Source organism: Parabacteroides sp. PH5-46, from assembly GCF_029892785.1.
Lineage (GTDB): Bacteria > Bacteroidota > Bacteroidia > Bacteroidales > Tannerellaceae > DFXE01.
This window is the reverse complement of record NZ_JARXXA010000001.1, coordinates 180,296-198,064: the sequence shown is the minus strand read 5'-3', so window position 1 is coordinate 198,064 and position 17,769 is coordinate 180,296. Positions and strand designations below refer to the sequence as shown.

The following is a 17,769-nucleotide window of genomic DNA, read 5'->3' as shown; positions in this document are numbered from 1 at the left end:
TATAAATTATCATCTCATATCGTAGCGGACAAAGAAATAGAAGCAGGCAATGAATAGTACGGCGATTGTGATGAGCATGACGATCAGGTAGCCACTCATAAATAAGAAGCGGTCGGCAAAGGGAGCTATTTGTTCCTGGTACTGAGGGATCTGCTCTACCGATACCGGTTTCCGGCTGGTTGAAAGAGACTCATAGGGATTGTACCAATGGGGACTTTCATCATCTTTGGCATCAATGTCCTTAAACCACTGAAGGAATTGCTCCTGAAACATGTGCAGATCACTCCAATTCTTTCGGAAGCGTAAATAACCACCTCCCAGAAAGGCTTCGTTTATATAATCAAATTGGGCGATAGGAGACAAAAGTGTGAAACTCCGTGTGTTTTCAAACTGGCGAAACATCTGCTGGTAATACGCATTCCGATGCCTCTTTTCCGCATTCATCAGATTGGTCTGGTTGTTGGCACGAAGCTCGTGTTTGGGGTAAAACGGATCATTCCACATAGAAGCCCAACTCCCTTCCGGAGCATTCTTATTGATATCTTCTTTTTCCTGGCTGATGGCTTGTTCTATACTCCTGCCTGTAGGTATAGGGAATAATTTCTTTGCCCAGAACACAGAGGTATTAGGTATTATTACAGCAGCAAACAGCCAGAAACAAAGCGAAATAAGCAAACTTACATTGGAGTAGCGCGTAACAACCGACGAAAAAAGCCCGAATACGGAAAAAACAGTGATAAATAAGAGACTAATTGCCAGAAAACCAATTATCTCCAACATGAAAGAAGTATCTATAACAACACTACCTGAAATAGCTATAATAAGCAAACTAAGGATAATTCCTATGATTGTCATTAAGCCTACAACAGTTATAATACTCAGCAATTTACTACCCAGAAAGGCTGCCCTGGAAACGGAATTGGAAAAGACCAATGCCAGTGTGCGGTCTTCCTTTTCGCCGGAAACAGCATCAAAGGCAAACAACAAGGTAATAAAGCTCAGAAACATAGAGACAATAAAGCCCCAACTGAGATTTTCCGAACGGGTCAGTAATGGATTTACGCTATCATGCCTTACATCGAAACTATGTACATTATAGGCATTATAGCTTATCCGGTTAGGCAGTAGGCTTTCTTTACAATCCGCCACTACTGTATTGTTACGGGGAGCAATGATATAGTTTCGCCTGCTTGTAGCCACATCAGAAATATTGGAGGCTTGTTTTGCGAGGGTTTCCTGCTCTAATTGTCTGTATTTGGCATAATTGGATTGCACATCTTTGGTTGATGATACAAAAGAGATCGTTCCAACTACAAAGACTAATAGCATAATAGCAAAAGAAACTTTAAAGCGAAGGCTATACAGATATTTCTGTATTTCATGTATATATAATGTCTTAATCATAATTCATTCTTTTAAATGGGTTTACCTTACATCATACCTCATAAAAGAGAGTATGGTTCCCAGCAACAACAAAATCCCCAATCCTATCATTACAGCCATCCGGCCCAAGGCATCGGCAAACATGGAGAAGATGGTTGCCTGGCGAGCTTCAAAGCGGGGTAGATTATCCAGATTCAAGGGCTCATACTGGTCGGCAGGTATCTTTCTTAAAACAGTAAAGAGATCTTCTATGCTGCCGGAGGATCTGTCAAATTCCTTTTGCGAAGGGAATTGATCCCATGTCTGGACAGTAAAATACCGGAGCGATTCATAGAGTTTGTTATCTGCAAAATACCGGATAACTGTTTCGCGGTAATTCCGGACAGATTCCATGTATTTCTGGAAATCGTCTACACTTGTATGACATAATATTTCGGTAGTTTGCCGGAATATTTCGGAGGGTGAAAAGAAAGCAATCGTTTGTTGCAGACGTTGCTGGCTTAGCATTTTATCCAGATAGTCACGTTGTAAAACCCACTTCTTATCGGCATAGTCCAATGCCGTCGGCCATTTCCAAACCTGCATTTGCCGGGCATGTTCAACCGCTTCCTTTAATGTTCCGGAAAATTCCAGGAAACCATCTCTTCCCATATTAGCATTCCAATATACCACCCAGACATCACCACCCATTTCATCATTAAGCTGTTTTTGCCTTTCTTCATCTTTTTCATAAAATTCTTTTTCATATTCCGATATGGCAACCTGTACATTATCGTACAAAGGTGTTTTAGCAATACTTTGGGAAAGGTAAGTTGATATATTCGGCATCAGGAACAGAAACCATATCCAGCAGAGCAAACTCAGAATAATGGAAGAAGAAGACCGCTTCACCAAACTTGAGATAAGCATTCCCAACAAGATGAATATGAGCATATAAAACATGGAAATAAGAAACATCAGAGCTATGCTTCCCCAATCGGTTGCAGAAAAAGAAATGGCCGGATTAAGGATAATAATCAGGCAGGCAAGCAAATAGCAGAACAGCAAGATAGGTAGGAGCGTAAGTATCAACCCCAGCAGCTTGCCAAAAAGGAAAGAAATACGGCTGACTTGCCCTGTAAGCGACAATTTCATAGTGCCGTCTTCCCGCTCGCGGGTAATGGTATCATAGGCAAATACAAGAGCTATCAGCGAAATAAGGATAGCCACAACCCTTGAGAAATCAATCGAGAAAAAAGCATTCAGCAAGGGATTATCCTGTGTTACTGTATGTCCGGTAGGAAATAACGGATAGGTATCAAACGCTATTTTAACCCTATTTCCTAAATTAGCGGATATACCACTACTGAAAATACTCAGGGGCTCCGGCTTCGTTACGACAGTAGGCCGGACAGCCGACCAAACCCTATGCCCGCTCAACTCATCTGCCGCCTGCTTACTCTCTATCTCATAGGAATTTTGCTTAGCCAGATAATCATCCACACTGACAATAATCGTAAAAGGGATGATCACCAAACAGAGTACAAACCCGATGATGAACCTGACGGATAGCAGGTTCAGCAGGAAATCTTTTTTAGCTATTAACCAGATCATAATACGGCCTCCTGCATATAGTCTAAGTAGATACGTTCCAGGTCGTCTTGCAGAAATTCTTCGCGTGTGCGGAGCATTACCAGGCGTCCTTCTTTCATGATACCTACCCGGTCGGCTGCCGCTTTGGCACGGAATAGGTCGTGCGTACACATCAGGATTGCCTTTCCGCTGTTGCGCAAGTGAATCAATATCTGCATTAGCTCGGCAGCGCTCTTCGGGTCAAGGCCGCTTGTAGGCTCGTCCATCACGATATTGTCGGCATCTTTGATGATGGCAATCGCCAGTCCTACTTTCTGACGCATCCCCTTGGAAAAGGTTTTCAGTTTGCGCTCAAAAGCCTCTTCCTGTAAGCCTACCCGCCGCATGACGTCATAATAGTCTTTTTTTGTCAGGTTTGTTTTTCCTCCCAGACGGGCGAAAAAATCCAGGTTCTGACAGGCTGTAAAGCTCCCGTAAAGCATTACATTTTCGGAAACAAAGGCTATATGCTTTTTGGTTTCCAGCGGTTGCTCCATCACATCAATCCCGTTTACCAAAGCCTTACCAAGCGTTGGCTCGATAAAGTTTAGTAAAAGGTTTATCGTCGTTGTCTTTCCGGCTCCGTTAGCGCCAAGCAGAAAGAATATCTCGCCGGGCTTAATCTCCAGGTTCAGAGCATCCAATGCCAGGTGCCCATCCTCATAACGCTTTGTCAAATCAATTGCTTGTAACATCTTTTTTTATTTTTTACTTAATTTCATTCCAAACCATACGATGCCGCCGATAAAGGCGATTAATAAGAGGATCAGGGCTAAAGTGCCGATGATGGAAGTAGCGGCATTTACCTGGATACGGACGGTTTTATCTTCGGTATCCACTTTGCGGTTGTCTGCCATGGCCTCTGTCTTTATTTTTACTTCCTGAGCTCCTACGCCGCCTTCTTTGGGCGGAGTAATCGTTACCTTCAGCGTTGCTTCTTTTTCGGGCTCCAAACTCCGGATGATGTCCGGTACAATGCTAATCTCCCAGCCCAAAGGCTTCTCTGCTGATACCTTTATGTTATCCAAGCGGCGGCTTCCTCCGTTGCGCACCACAACATCCATTGTAACCTGCTTGCCTGTTGTGGTCTCATGATACAGGTTGTTGGCACGTACTTCAATCTTGCCTTTTCCGCGCGGGATAATCTCCAACTGTTCACTACCTGCCTTTACACCACCGGAAGCCGTAACGGCTTCTACCCTGAATTTGACGGGCTGGTCTATCACCACCTGTTCATCATCCCGGTCGGGCAAATAGACTTGTAAAGATAGTTTCTTTACGTTTACCCCCTGCGCAAATTTGATTTGTGTTACTTTGCTTCCGCCATCCGTGAAATCGTATGTAATTTGCCTGGGAAGATCGATTACTTCCAAGCGGTACACATCATCGGAGGTAGAAAAGCGTTCCAGCGTGATGTCATACGAGGCCTTGCTGCTCAGGTCGGCTTCTTGGCTAAACTGCATGGATGTAATGTCGATCTGATTCATGCTGGCATCCTTTTTCAGGTAAATGTTTTTCTCGTCTTTCCGGTTGTTATAGTTCAGGGATACCGTCAGGTCTTCGGCATCTTTCAATAGTTCAAAGTCAGCATCGGCCGATTTCCCCAGTTCAATGGCCGGCACCCTGAATTCATAAGGCGACCCGATAATGGTTTTCGACTCATTATCAACCAAGGAAACATAAATATTATAGATCTTGCCGGAGCGCATTTCAGGAGTAAACACATCAAAATGCTCCTGAAACTGGTTGAGATATTCTTCATTCCCTTCCAATGCGCTCGTCAAGGTAATCTTTACTTTGCGGTTGCCCCGTTCGTTCTGATACTTTACAGCCCGTTCTACCGTGATATAGCTTTGCTGCGAGATCAGTTTCAGTATCAACTTCTGGTAGTCTACTTCCTTGCTGAGCAATTCGTTTTTTGAACGGTTAAAGTCATTGACCGACAGCGCCTTTTCTTCATACAGCTTGCTGTCATTCTTATACTTCTGGCTGGCTACTTCATAGTCGGCCCTTGCTTTTTTCAGATCGAGTAGCAGAGCGGCCTCCGTATCTCCCTGAGCCTTTGCGAAAGAGGCTATCGCCCCCCACATACATAAAGTAAAAAGTATTCGTTTCATCATCTATTTCGGGTTTTCTAATAAAAAACTTCGTTTGTTTTCAAAGTCATACATTGTTTTTCTATTCAGGTTGGCTACTGACAAGCGATAGGTAACATAGCTCTCAATATAAGAGAGTTGTACCTGTGAAAGGCGATCCTGTTCGATGGAGAGTTCCTGGCTTGTCATGTCTCCGTTTTCAAAGCGTAATTGGCTGATACGGTAACTTTCAACGGCTACCTCCTGATTGCGGCGATTGATGCGGAAGCGTTTCTCCGCCTCGTATACGCTGCGTACGATCTCCCGGACTTCCCGTTCGATAATCCTTTTCGTATTCTCAAGGTTCAACTCCCTTTGTTTGAGGCGTACCTGCTCACGGCGAACCTGATTCTTCGCCCGCCCCCAATCGGCTATCGGGTAAGATACGGTAAACGCTACCCCACGGTTGGAAGGGCGGTCTACCATGTTACGGAAAGACGATCCGGTCAGTTCTCCCAGCGTACCGTCTTCGCGGGTACTCAGTCCCGTAAAGTCGTAATAAGCGGAGATGCTGCCTTTAAACTCCCGTTCCCGTTTGGCTCTTTTCACTTCAATAGACTGTAGCTGGATATCCAGGTTGTTTTCCTGTATTTCCATACGGTTGCGCAAAGCTTCGTCTATGGCTTGCTGCATATCGATCAGGAAAGCCTCAAATTCCATATCCGCCTGCAGGTCTATTTCCTCTTTCAGCTCGAGGCCAATCAGTAATTTAAAATCGTCCTTTGCTGCTTCCAGTCTGCCTTCGCTCTCCATCACACGGGCTTCGTCCTGCGCTACCGTTATTTCGGCGATCAGCATCTCTCCCTCCGGCAAATTGCCCATTTCCTGTTTTAGTTTGGTGATACGATAGGCTTCGCGAGAATTGACCAACCTGTCCTGATTTATTTTGTGTTCATACGCCAGTTTGTACACCTGGTAAAAGCTCTCGGTCACATCGTAAACGATATCCATCTGTACACGTGTGAAATAGCAAGTGCTTTTGCGATAGTCCAATTCGGCTACTTTCATGTTCTCCTTTAGCTTATTAGCCGTAAAGATTGGCTGGCTGAATGACAAGGCGAAACGGGAATAGACCTGGTCTCGCTTCAGCTCTTCATTTTCCCTCTCCGACAAGGTTGTCCGGTAGTTCTCCCAATACATCCGGGAAGAAAAAGCAAAGTTCCCACCGGTAGGAAGCACATACGTGAAATTAAGGTTTCCGCCCGCCTGAAGAGAGCCTGTAGAGTTATAAACCGGCAGCCCATCAGCCTGTGAAATAGCTGTCAAGGCTTCATTCCAGGAAGGGGTAAAGAGGTTAAAATCTAATAAAGGCTTGAACTCCGATCGGGTGTACAGGTATGAGTAGCGGGTGGCATCTATCTCCTCTTTGTAATACTTTACGGTATAGCTCTCGCCCAGTGCAATGCGGATCGCTTCATCATACGTAATGGGCTTCATTCCGGAAGCCTGCATTCCCGCAAGGGAAAGAAGGCAGAGCAAAACCAACAATCGCCATCTGTAATCCATCCATTTGTGTAATATGTTACTCATTTCATTCTTCGAATTATAGTTATACAATGAGTACTATCCAATTTACGTACCAAACTTTTATCTTATTGGTTTATTGTAGATTATCGAAAGAACAAGAAGGATAACCCCTGAGTAATCCGAGCCACCCTTACTCATTTTGGGTAAATAATTACCCATTCTTCATAAATAATTAAAAATAGTATTACCTTTGGGTATGAAACGGAAAAAAATAATACAGCCCGATTTGGGGACATTGCTTTCGGAATTTAACCGTTCGCTGATGCTGATCGTTGATAAGTCTTTACTTATCAGCAACTTTATCTCGAAGATAAAACAGATTTTTCCTGTCGAATTGATTTATGTGTTCTTATTAGACGAAAGCACAGGGAAATATAAACTACAAAATCCGGAAAAAGACAAACAGGGGGTGATACTGACCGGCAAAAACAAACTTATCAACTGGCTGGCTGTTAATGAAAAACACCTGGTATTGTCACAACATCCGGATATCTTCAATTATTTCTCGGAAGAAGAACAAAGCATTCTGAAACAACTCCGGACAGAGCTTATCTATCCCCTAAAAGTAATGAATCACATCAGCGGAACCATCTTTTTGGAAAAGAAAACCGATGGATCCGAGTATACAGAACAAGATATCAGTCTGTTATCCCTATTATTTGACCAAGCGGCCTTTGCCCTTGAAAATGCTTCGTTATACGAGAAACAGACAGACCGCCTCCGGAAAATGTATCGAACAGACCGTCTGGCCACCTTAGGAGAATTGGCAGCCGGTGCGGCGCATGAAATACGAAACCCTCTGACAGCCATACGAAGTACGATTCAATACCTGAGTAAAGATTTCGGCCACGACCCGGCCAAATCAGAGATGATAAACGAGCTGATCATTGAGGTAGAACGCATCAACAAGATCGTACAGGGATTGCTCTCTTTTGCCAGACCATCGGAGCTTAATATGTCGGAGGTAGACGTTGAACAGCTTATAAATCAGACATTACTACTGATACAAACAACACTCAGCAAACAACAGATAGAAGTAGAATTTGAGTATTTCGCCAAGGAAACGATCATCCGGGCAGATATGGAACAGCTTAAGCAAGTATTCCTGAACATCATGCTCAATGCCATTGAAGCTATGGGTAATAATAGCCCAGAACGCCCACGAACTCTAATTATCAGCCTGGAAAAAGGGACAGATATCGATACGCAAAACCGTTTTCTGATTATTACATTTGAAGACAGCGGAAAAGGTATTGAAGATAAAGACCTGGAAAATATATTCAACCCCTTCTTCACCACCAAAGAAGAAGGTACCGGACTGGGGCTGGCCATCAGTTATGGGGTGATCAACCGCCACGAGGGAGAAATTGAAGTAAAAAGTCAGTCAGGAAAAGGGACATCTATCATCATTAAACTACCACAACGCAAATGAAAGGAAAAGTATTAATTGCAGACGATGAAGCAAGTATCCGTAAGGTAATGACTCTGTTGCTGAAAGAGGAAGGATACGAAGTAAAAACAGTGGAAAACGGAAGGGAAGCTGTTGATACACTGCTCTCTTTCAACCCTGATGTGGTATTATTAGACCAGCAGATGCCGCTACTGACAGGGACAGAAGCCTTTGAAGAAATAAGAAAACTTCGTCCGAACCAGGTGGTTATCTTTATTACGGCTTTCGGCTCCATTGCTTTAGCCGTTGATGCTGTTAAAAAGGGCGCGTATGACTTTATAGAAAAGCCTTTCGATAATGATAACCTGCTACTTAAAGTAAAGCGGGCGATGGAGCATTGCCGGATGAAGGGGGAAATAAATACCTTGAAGACGAGGCTTCAGGCAAATACACACCAATACATCATCGGCGAAAATAGCGGGCTGAAACAGGTAGTCATACAAGTGAAACGAGTAGCTGATACCAATGCTACAGTCTTGATACACGGCGAAAGCGGAACCGGAAAAGAACTCATAGCCAATGCCGTACATAAGAATAGCAATCGGGCAAACGAGCCATTCATTGCCATAAACTGCGGAGCCATCCCGCTTTCGCTAATGGAAAGCGAACTGTTCGGTCATGAGAAAGGAGCTTTTACGGATGCAAAAGAGGCAAAAGCCGGAACCTTTGAACAGGCAAACGGAGGAACGCTCTTTCTGGATGAGATAGGTGAACTGCCCATGGATGCTCAGGTAAAGCTCCTGCGCGTACTGGAAGAGCGGAAAATAACCCGTATCGGTGGGAAAAAGGCCATTCCCGTAGATGTACGCATCGTAGCAGCCAGTAACCGCATGTTGGAAGAGGAGGTACGAAAGGGAAACTTCCGGCTGGATCTGCTCTATCGCCTGAATATATTTACGATTACGCTTCCGCCCCTGAGGGAGAGAAAAGAAGATATTCCGTTATTGGTGGATTATTTCATTGTCAAACATAATAAGGTATTGAATCTTGCGGTAAAAAGCATCTCACAGGCCGCCATGGATATCATCACTAAGTACGACTGGCCGGGGAATGTACGCGACCTGGAAAATGCCATCCAAAGCGCCATGATCCTAGCTCCCGATGGTATCATCACAACAGAGCACCTCCCCTTGCGGGTAAAAGGGTATGAGACGATTGAAACACTAAGCGCTTCAGAGGCCGAAGGAAACAGCATAAAAGAAATAAACGCCCAGGTTGAAAAAGAACTAATCCTGGAAATGCTCAAAAAGCACAACTTCAATCGTACGCTGACAGCCGAAGCACTCAATATCAGCCGCAAAACTTTATTCAATAAAATGAAGCGATATGGGATAGATAGTTGAAAAAATCCATATTTTTACAGTTTTAAATAATAACTAAATGAAACAGATACTATTTTTATTGGTTTGCGTAGGCTTGTTTGCCTGTAACTGCAAGGAGAATAAAGAAACAAGTTTGCGGGTTGCATCGTACAATCTGCGTATGGATACGCCTTATGACAGTTTGAATGCCTGGTCGTATCGTAAGGATGCTGTAAAGGCATTGATACAGTATCACGATTTTGACATCGTAGGTACGCAGGAGGGATTCGTGCACCAGTTAAAAGGTATCTGTGAATTGCCGGAATATGCCTATTCCGGCTCTGGACGGGAAGACGGGAAAGAAGCGGGAGAGCATTCGGCTATTATCTATAAGAAAGAGAAGTTTACAATCCTTGAATCGGGGGATTTCTGGCTTCGGGAAACGCCGGACGAACCGGGCTTGGGATGGGATGCTACCTGCTGTAACCGGATCTGTTCATGGGTTAAGTTCAAAGAGAATCAAAGTGGAGATGAGTTCTACTTCTTTAATGTACACTTCGACCATGAAGGCGTGGTGGCACGACAGGAGTCTGGCAAGCTGATGGTTCAGAAAATCAAAGAAATAGCACAAGATGTTCCGGTAATCTGCACCGGAGATTTCAACTCTACGCCCGATACCGAGCAAATCAAAACACTTTCTTCCTTCTTGCAAGACTCACGAAAGATATCCAAGTTGCCCCCCTACGGTCCGGAAGGTACTTTCAACTCTAGGTTTACCCATCCGATCTCGAATAAATACCGGATCGATTACATTTTCGTAAGTAGCTCAATTGAAGTAAACAAATATGGTGTATTGACCGACCAAAGGAATAATACTCCCTACTACCCCTCTGATCATCAACCGGTAGTAGCCGACATTGTTTTTAAATGAAGAATATGTATCGTTTTGCTATTATATTGCTGGGGTGTATGCTTTGCTTATCTGCTAAAGCACAGGATAAAATCGTTGTGATCACGACCAATGTGGGGACGATGAAAGCCCGCCTGTATCCGGATGTGCCGAACCATACGAAAACCTTCATCAATAGGGCAACCAAAGGTGAATTTAACGGGACACTCTTCACCCGGGTGATCAAAAACTTCATGATACAGGGAGGAGCTCCCGATTCGCGAAATGCACCGGAAGGGGCTCGTGTAGGATCGGGAGACAGAAGCGCCGAAATCATGCCCGAATTCCGTGAACAGTATTTCCATAAGAAAGGGACACTAGCCGCTCCTCGTCAGGGAGATGACATCAACCCACAGAAGAAATCAGATATGTCTCAGTTCTACATCGTACAAGGCAAGGTGTATCGCCCCGGAGAGTTAGATACCTTGCAACTGGCCGCCAACCTCCCCATCAAGCGGAAAGCCATGGCCCAATACTACACGCCTGTTAAAGAACTGATGGACTCCCTCAAAACAGCCGCCCCGGCCGAATACAACAAATACGTAGTAGACATCAACGCAAAGGTAGACTCCGTGATCCGCAACACCCCCGGACACCTCCTCTTCACCGATGAGCAACGCGAAGCCTACACCACCATCGGAGGCACCCACCACTTAGACGCCCAATACACCATCTTCGGCGAACTAACCGAAGGCTTCGACATATTAGACAAGATCGCCTCCCAACCCAAAGACACCTACGATCGCCCGAAAAAAGATATCCGTATTATTAGTGTAACTGTAGAATAAAAAAACTAGTTTTATTCTACATAATACTATAAATTAAACCATAATCATAATAGAGATCAATAAACTTCACAAAATCTTTTTATTGTTTATACAAATAGGAAAACATCATTGATTTTTCACACAAATAACGTAAAATGTAAATTTTATTTTTATTTTATATTAAGATTTTCATATTACAAATACTTTTGTATATTTGCGAATTAGTAATTTTAACATTACAGTATCTCGAAGCAATAGAAACTGAACTGATGTGTAATAAATCGAGATTTTGATAAGTATATAGAAAATTACATTGACCCTTTCATAAGAGTGGGAGTAAAACAAATATTAAACCTAAATACTTTATGGAACAGAACAAATTTCTAAAAATCTTTGCATTTTCTGCATTTGTAATATTAATGGGTGTGAGTTGCTGGGCTACAGTTGAATCTTTACATTTGTTATTACCCTCATGGCCTGTTGTTTTCTTTTGGGCTGTAACTGTTATATTCTTTGTAGTTTCATCAATCGGTACAAAATTGATTGTGGATAGTTTTAATCAACGAATAAGGGTTGACAATCGCGGTTGGCGATTAATTGGTGGGATTATTCTCTTGCTTATATTTTGGTTATGTTTTAGTTTACCAACCAATACGCATACGTTTTTTTATCGTTCGGCAATAAAAGACGTTTTGGTACAAGATTTAACTGACACGAAAGACAAATTGCAAAGCCTTTCGAATGGAGGAATAGCTAAAAGCATTATAGAACAAGAAAAAGCAGATTTTAAGAATAAAATTAATGGGCTTTTTGCAAATTTCGCCGGAGAAATTAATAATCCCGGATTAGAAGGTTGGGCGGATCGTGCTGAAGCACGTATTATTGACATTGAAAGAGAATTAGGGCCGCTGCAACGCCTGCAGTTGCGTAACAATACACACAGCGGTCGGCAAGAGCTTATTAAAGCAATGAGAAGTATAGTAGATGACAAGCAACTTTCCCACTCGATAACTGTTTATGATACAAGATTAGAAAATATAAACAAAGGATTAAATCAAGATGATATTAGAAAATTAATAACTGAAATTCAAAGAGTTCAGAATAAAATGCATGCAGACCCAAACAATAACGAAGAACCAACTGCTAGAACAAGTATTATATTATCGCAAGCATATAAAATTATCAATAATTACAGTGATATTTTGATAAAGGAATTTGAAAAATCCCACCCTGACAAAATTAAATTATCACAAGAAGATAAAAAACATTTTTCTGGAATTTCTGAAACAGAACGTATGCGCAGTGTTGTTGATGTTTGGAAAGATTTTTTTTCTGGAAAATATGCAGGCAGAGGATTTATCTTTTGGGTAATGCTTGGCGCACTTGTTGATATTGCAGGATTTATATTCTTTGATATTGCATTTGCAAAAAGGGAACAGTAATTAATTCTATTTATAAATTAAAATTTATCATGGCTAAAAAAACATTTGATTTAACAGATAACACTAACGAGGATTTAGATATAGCTACTTTGCCGTCTGCTGTTTCCTCTTTTCAAAATACGGGCTTAACCGTAGAAGAAGAACGAGATCCTAATAAAATAAATGTAGTAATTTCTGATCCTGCACCTGTAATAATTCTATTTGGGGCGGGTTCATCAGGTAAAACAATGACTTTGATACGCCTTACTCGCTGGTTAAGAAAAAATGGTTATAAAGTTGAACCGGATAGGAGTTTTCGCCCGAGTAATTCGGGGCATTATAAAGAGATGTGTGATACGTTTGACGAGGCTGTTAATAGTGATTATTCTGCAGGTGCTACAAGCATATTAAATTTTATGCTTATAAAAGTAATGAATAAATACGGGGAACCGATTTGTCAAATTTTAGAAGCACCCGGTGAGCATTATTTTAGTCGTCAATTTCCCAATGAGCCTTTTCCGCGTTATATCAATACTATTTGCACAATTGATAATCCCAAAACTTGGATGTTTATTGTAGAAAGTAATTGGGAGGATTTGCAAGATAGATTGAACTATGCTAATAAAATTATCAAGATGCAAAGTCAGATAGAACCCAAAGATAGGGTTATCTTTACCTGTCATAAGGCTGATATGCACCCTGCATTGTTTGATGCTGGTCGCCCCAATAAAGAACAGTTCTTCAAAAACATAAAAAATCAATACCAAGGGATTTTTTCAAAATATATGAATCAAAATCCGATAACAAAATTATGGCGTAAATACAATTTTGATTTTGTTATTTTCTCTGCCGGATTGTTCAACGATACTGCCGATGGTAGTGGACAGTCATATACGCCAAGCAATGATAGGTACCCTGCCGAATTATGGAAGGCTATTATAAAGACGGTAAAAGGTGGGTGGTGATTGATAAAAATTAAATGTGAAAAATGAATTTCGTATTTAAAATTTTCGGGACACCTTATATATTTGACTTATATCAAGGTAGTGAACATGACATAAATTACTTCCAATCATTTTACAACGGAAGTAAGGAAAATACAAAGTTTACTATTCATCGTATGGCGAGTGGGAAAGTTTCATATTCTTATCTTCGATATAACTTTAAAACGAGTGGTGGGCGGGATAATTCTTTCTTTGGAATGTCCATCATATTCGATAAAGAGTATTGCAATGATGTAGAAAGTTTATACCACCTTTTTGAATCGGCATACGTAACCATTCTGCAAAACAAAATTTTGCTTGAAGAAGTTAACGACAATCTCAATATACAGGCAAAATATCTTATTCAAAAGTTTGCGGATGCTGAAAGTGAAGTAAAGCGTATAGAAAATGTTATATGCAAAAATCTATTATCTCAATTTGTTGACGATATTCACACAATAGACAGTTCTTTCAAACAGGGGAATCCCAATCTGCTTCTTAGATTGAATAATAAACAGGGGAATCCTGCTTTTTTGAAGGCATTACGTGAATATTCATGGATTTCCATTTCACCTGAGTATAAAGAGAATGATACTGAAAGTCTCTCACAGGAAGCAATAACAGAATTAAATGAAACAATAGCAGCGGCAGGAAAAAAAATTGACACTTTGTTTGCTGATGCAGTTGGAGGCAGTGATATTAAAAGAGATGTTGAAGGTGTCTCTAATCAAATAAAAAATGGTATAGATAGCATAAAACCTTATTTGCAACTTCAACTTGAATTGCATGAGCAAAACGATGCTTTATTTGCACTCAAAGAACGAGTAGATACATTGATTAAAGCTGTTTATAAGTCAGAAAGAGAGAACTCAACTAGTGCCACACCACCAATAGAAGATTTGGATACGAATAATAGTGGAGAGAAAGAAATAGGTGATGAGGAAATTACTGAAACTAGAAACGAAACTATACCATTCCCATGCTGGAAAGACATATATGGCAAACATAAAAAAAAGATTTGGAGTGTTGCAGGCATTATGTTTTTAGCGGGCTTGCTGTGGTGGCTTTATCCTCATTCAAACGCACAATATGAAGGATTGTTAAAAGCAGGTGATGATTTATTGCAATCTGTACCATTTAATTTGAAAAATATTGATAATGCAATAGTTAAGTATGATAGTGCCGTTGCGCTAAATATAAACAATAGTAAAGCCAATAGTAGAATAAAGCACGCAAAGCAGACGGCTATTGATACATTAAAAACAGTAGCAGAAAGGGAGTTCTGTAAAGGCGGCATTGGGAGTACCCCCAAAATAGATGGTTATAATGAGGCTGTAAAGCAATTGCAGATTATCTCAAAAAAGGGTTATAGTGACACAGATGACTATAGCAATATTATTGAGGAATACAAACAGGGAACCATCGACTATTATTTTGAAGAAGTAGACAAAGATATACCTATTGAAAATAAAAAGAAATATTTGGAATATATCTTAGAATTAGATTCAACTAATGAAAAAGCAAAGAATAAGTTGAACAATTTAAACTCCTCTCTTTCTTCGCACACTACCAACAATCGTTCTAAGACGACAAATGAATGCTATGTTAAAATATTGGGATATAGTGCAAAAAAAACAGTAGATGAATTTTTGAAAACGATTGAGGATGATTTAACTACTAAAAGAAATGTTACTTCAAAAGAACTTGAAACATTACGTTCGTATTGTCAAATGATTATAGACAATAGGGTTGGCTGTACGGTTTCTGAAAATCAAAAAACAACAGCAACGAATTTAAAAGCAAAAATACCAACTACTCGATAAATTCCAAAAAATGAATATAAATAACTCAAAAAAAAACATCTTATGTTTGTTGGCTCTCTTTGTTTCAATTGTTGGAGCCAAGGGTCAACTTCCACCCATTAATACGGTTGATACTTCTTTGGTGGCTGTTTTTAGAAAAATCGAATCGTTAGAACAATCTATTATACAACGTAGAAATGCGCTAGAGGAAAATACAAGGTTCAAAGATAAACAACGAGTTGATTCTTTAGAGTTGTCAATAGCAGAGCAGGATAATATCATTTTTCATCTAAAAGAGGAATTGTTATCTAAGTATACAGATAATGAAACTTTAAAAAAACGTCTTGCTTCACTCGAAATTTATGAATTTTTAGGCAGACGTGATGTTTTTATTTTCATTGAAGATTTTAAAATATTTGAAATAGGGAAAACATCCTTATGTCACCAAAACCACTATTTTTTAATCAAAAATATTCAGTCTGTCAACAATATTTTATCACAAATAGAAATTAAAATTTCAAAAGAAAATATATCTAATATTGTACAAAATTCTTCAACTAAAACGGAGGAAACAAAGGATTTTTTAATTCAATCAGCAAAAAAAGATTTACTTAATGCAGATAAAATAATGATTGAAATTGACGAAATGGATAAATCCATTTTGTCACCTGAACAACAACAATTCTACGAACAAACCCTAACAAATAAGTATAGGACTATTTATAATCAAATTTATCCTAATGAAATAAGCGACGAGTAAACGAATAAGCATTGAAAAACAACAATGAATAATGAATTTTGTGTTTAAAATTTTTGGTATCCCTCATGTGTTTGATTTACATCAGGGGAATGAAGATGAAAAAAAACATTTTCTAACATTCGACAACGGAAGTAGGGAAAATACGAAATTGGTTATTCATCGTATGGAGAATGGTTGGGTTTCGTATTCGTATCTGCGATATAATTTTATAACATCTGATGGACACGATAACTCTTGGTTTGGAATGTCTGTTATGTTCGAAAATGCATATTGTCGAGATATAGAAAACCTTTTTGAACTTTTCGATACGGTTTATAAAGATGTCATCTTGAAAAACGGAAAATTGCTTACAACAATTAGTGATGATCCGAAAGCACAGGCAAAATACCTTGTACGTACTTTTGCAGAAGCAAATGGTGAAGTAAAACTTATCGAAAGTAACATAATTAACAATCTGAAAAAATATTTTGCGGATGATATTTTGCCATTGAATTCTTCTTTTACACCGAGCTATGCCAGTATAAAACTGAATAGCAAAGTAGGAAACACTGCGTTTTTAGAGGCACTGCGTGAATATTCGCATGTTTCTATTTCTCCCGAATATAAAAACAGTGAAGAAATTATTTTCTCTCCTGAAGCAATAGCTGAATTGGATAATCTAATAGAAAAAAATAAAAAGCTGAATAATATTCAAACGCAGTTAAGTAAACTGAATGATGCTCTTTGGGATATTCGAAAAGAATTAAATGCTTCAAAAAGCGTTACAGTTTCCCCACCTACTGTAAATCCTCCGCCTATATCTATCCTTCTTTGGCATAAGCATAAATTAAAAATCATTGGATTGGCAACAGTATTGGTACTACTTATGAGCGGATTTTTTATTTTTCAGCCTTGGCAAGACAAAAATCACAAACAATACACTACTTTATTAAAACGTAGCGATTCGTTGCTATCAGCTAATCCACTAGGATTAAACAATATTGATGAAGCAATAAAGCTATACGAAATAGCCACAACATTAGACGTAGCTGCTAATAATGCTCAAGATAAAATCCGGCATGCGAAACAAACAGCCATTGATATGCTGAAAACAAAAGCCGGAACAGAGTTTAACAAAGGCGGTATTGGAAATACCCCCAAAATAGCCGGCTATGATGAGGCTGTCAAGCAATTACTCCTTATTTCAGAAAAGGGATATGGTAATGCGGATGACTATAGCAATATTATTGAGGAATACAAACAGGGAACCATCGACTATTATTTTGAAGAAGTAGACAAAGATATACCTATTGAAAATAAAAAGAAATATTTGGAATATATCTTAGAATTAGACCCGAGTAATAAAATGGCACTATATAAAATGGTATTAGATGAAAAAAAACATGAATTTAATAAAAAAAATGATAGTACTTCTAAAAGGGAAATAACACAAAGATGCTATGTTAATATACCGGGGTATGGTGCAAAAAGAACAGTAGATGAGTTGTTGCAAACGCTTGAATATGATTTAACTACCAAAAGAAGAATTAGTTTAAATGAACTTCAGACATTGCGCGTGTTTTGTGATATGATTATAAACAATAAGGTTGGCTGTCCGGTTTCTTATAGTCAAAAACACAAAGCAAAGGAATTAAAAGAAAAAGAGCCTAGAAATATAGAGCCAAGTATTCGATAAATCTC

General features: G+C 39.9%; 14 protein-coding genes. 9 read left to right on the top strand and 5 right to left on the bottom strand.

Going from position 1 to position 17,769, the window contains the following annotated elements; all coding sequences use genetic code 11:
* Positions 1-9: 9 nt before the first annotated feature.
* The 5 genes from M2470_RS00830 to M2470_RS00810 are packed head-to-tail and all read right to left on the bottom strand — an operon-like array spanning position 10 to position 6,659.
* Entirely contained in the window at positions 10-1,404 is a 1,395-nt protein-coding gene (locus tag M2470_RS00830; RefSeq protein ID WP_280743201.1) for an ABC transporter permease subunit, read from the bottom strand.
* A 21-nt stretch (positions 1,405-1,425) separates the two neighbouring features.
* Entirely contained in the window at positions 1,426-2,976 is a 1,551-nt protein-coding gene (locus M2470_RS00825; protein ID WP_280743202.1) for an ABC transporter permease subunit, read from the bottom strand.
* A complete protein-coding gene (locus tag M2470_RS00820) occupies positions 2,973-3,689 on the bottom strand; it encodes an ABC transporter ATP-binding protein (RefSeq protein WP_280743203.1) in 717 nt (238 codons plus the stop codon). Before M2470_RS00820 ends, M2470_RS00825 begins: the two co-directional genes overlap by 4 nt.
* A 6-nt stretch (positions 3,690-3,695) precedes the next feature.
* Positions 3,696-5,114 (bottom strand): NEW3 domain-containing protein, encoded by a 1,419-nt coding sequence (locus M2470_RS00815; RefSeq protein ID WP_280743204.1) that lies wholly within the window; start codon positions 5,112-5,114, stop codon positions 3,696-3,698.
* Positions 5,115-6,659: a TolC family protein gene (locus M2470_RS00810; RefSeq protein ID WP_280743205.1), complete on the bottom strand. Its 1,545-nt coding sequence runs from the start codon at positions 6,657-6,659 to the stop codon at positions 5,115-5,117.
* Positions 6,660-6,852: 193 nt separating this feature from the next.
* Between M2470_RS00810 and M2470_RS00805 the strand changes: the two genes are divergently transcribed.
* From M2470_RS00805 to M2470_RS00765, 9 genes are all read left to right on the top strand, one after another.
* The gene (locus M2470_RS00805; protein ID WP_280743206.1) at positions 6,853-8,088 is read left to right on the top strand and encodes a GAF domain-containing sensor histidine kinase; all 1,236 of its coding nucleotides are present in this window, start codon (positions 6,853-6,855) and stop codon (positions 8,086-8,088) included.
* Complete coding sequence (locus M2470_RS00800) at positions 8,085-9,449, top strand: sigma-54 dependent transcriptional regulator (RefSeq protein ID WP_280743207.1); 1,365 nt, start codon at positions 8,085-8,087, stop codon at positions 9,447-9,449. Before M2470_RS00805 ends, M2470_RS00800 begins: the two co-directional genes overlap by 4 nt.
* A gap of 37 nt (positions 9,450-9,486) precedes the next feature.
* The gene (locus M2470_RS00795) at positions 9,487-10,338 is read left to right on the top strand and encodes an endonuclease/exonuclease/phosphatase family protein (protein WP_280743208.1); all 852 of its coding nucleotides are present in this window, start codon (positions 9,487-9,489) and stop codon (positions 10,336-10,338) included.
* Complete coding sequence (locus M2470_RS00790) at positions 10,335-11,144, top strand: peptidylprolyl isomerase (protein ID WP_280743209.1); 810 nt, start codon at positions 10,335-10,337, stop codon at positions 11,142-11,144. The genes M2470_RS00795 and M2470_RS00790 overlap by 4 nt, the downstream gene beginning before the upstream one ends.
* Positions 11,145-11,488: 344 nt before the next feature.
* A complete protein-coding gene (locus M2470_RS00785; protein WP_280743210.1) occupies positions 11,489-12,565 on the top strand; it encodes a hypothetical protein in 1,077 nt (358 codons plus the stop codon).
* A gap of 29 nt (positions 12,566-12,594) precedes the next feature.
* On the top strand, positions 12,595-13,509 hold the full coding sequence (locus M2470_RS00780) for a hypothetical protein (RefSeq protein ID WP_280743211.1): 915 nt from the start codon (positions 12,595-12,597) through the stop codon (positions 13,507-13,509).
* Between the two features lie 23 nt (positions 13,510-13,532).
* Positions 13,533-15,350: a hypothetical protein gene (locus M2470_RS00775; RefSeq protein WP_280743212.1), complete on the top strand. Its 1,818-nt coding sequence runs from the start codon at positions 13,533-13,535 to the stop codon at positions 15,348-15,350.
* Between the two features lie 10 nt (positions 15,351-15,360).
* Positions 15,361-16,089: a hypothetical protein gene (locus M2470_RS00770; protein ID WP_280743213.1), complete on the top strand. Its 729-nt coding sequence runs from the start codon at positions 15,361-15,363 to the stop codon at positions 16,087-16,089.
* A gap of 31 nt (positions 16,090-16,120) precedes the next feature.
* Complete coding sequence (locus M2470_RS00765; protein WP_280743214.1) at positions 16,121-17,764, top strand: hypothetical protein; 1,644 nt, start codon at positions 16,121-16,123, stop codon at positions 17,762-17,764.
* Positions 17,765-17,769 lie beyond the last annotated feature (5 nt).

Bases quoted from the DNA above. Each gene is read 5' to 3' on its own strand.
- M2470_RS00830 (WP_280743201.1), bottom strand. From the start codon at position 1,404: ATGATTAAGACATTATATATACATGAAATACAGAAATATCTGTATAGC.
- M2470_RS00825 (WP_280743202.1), bottom strand. From the start codon at position 2,976: ATGATCTGGTTAATAGCTAAAAAAGATTTCCTGCTGAACCTGCTATCC.
- M2470_RS00820 (WP_280743203.1), bottom strand. From the start codon at position 3,689: ATGTTACAAGCAATTGATTTGACAAAGCGTTATGAGGATGGGCACCTG.
- M2470_RS00815 (WP_280743204.1), bottom strand. From the start codon at position 5,114: ATGATGAAACGAATACTTTTTACTTTATGTATGTGGGGGGCGATAGCC.
- M2470_RS00810 (WP_280743205.1), bottom strand. From the start codon at position 6,659: ATGAGTAACATATTACACAAATGGATGGATTACAGATGGCGATTGTTG.
- M2470_RS00805 (WP_280743206.1), top strand. From the start codon at position 6,853: ATGAAACGGAAAAAAATAATACAGCCCGATTTGGGGACATTGCTTTCG.
- M2470_RS00800 (WP_280743207.1), top strand. From the start codon at position 8,085: ATGAAAGGAAAAGTATTAATTGCAGACGATGAAGCAAGTATCCGTAAG.
- M2470_RS00795 (WP_280743208.1), top strand. From the start codon at position 9,487: ATGAAACAGATACTATTTTTATTGGTTTGCGTAGGCTTGTTTGCCTGT.
- M2470_RS00790 (WP_280743209.1), top strand. From the start codon at position 10,335: ATGAAGAATATGTATCGTTTTGCTATTATATTGCTGGGGTGTATGCTT.
- M2470_RS00785 (WP_280743210.1), top strand. From the start codon at position 11,489: ATGGAACAGAACAAATTTCTAAAAATCTTTGCATTTTCTGCATTTGTA.
- M2470_RS00780 (WP_280743211.1), top strand. From the start codon at position 12,595: ATGGCTAAAAAAACATTTGATTTAACAGATAACACTAACGAGGATTTA.
- M2470_RS00775 (WP_280743212.1), top strand. From the start codon at position 13,533: ATGAATTTCGTATTTAAAATTTTCGGGACACCTTATATATTTGACTTA.
- M2470_RS00770 (WP_280743213.1), top strand. From the start codon at position 15,361: ATGAATATAAATAACTCAAAAAAAAACATCTTATGTTTGTTGGCTCTC.
- M2470_RS00765 (WP_280743214.1), top strand. From the start codon at position 16,121: ATGAATTTTGTGTTTAAAATTTTTGGTATCCCTCATGTGTTTGATTTA.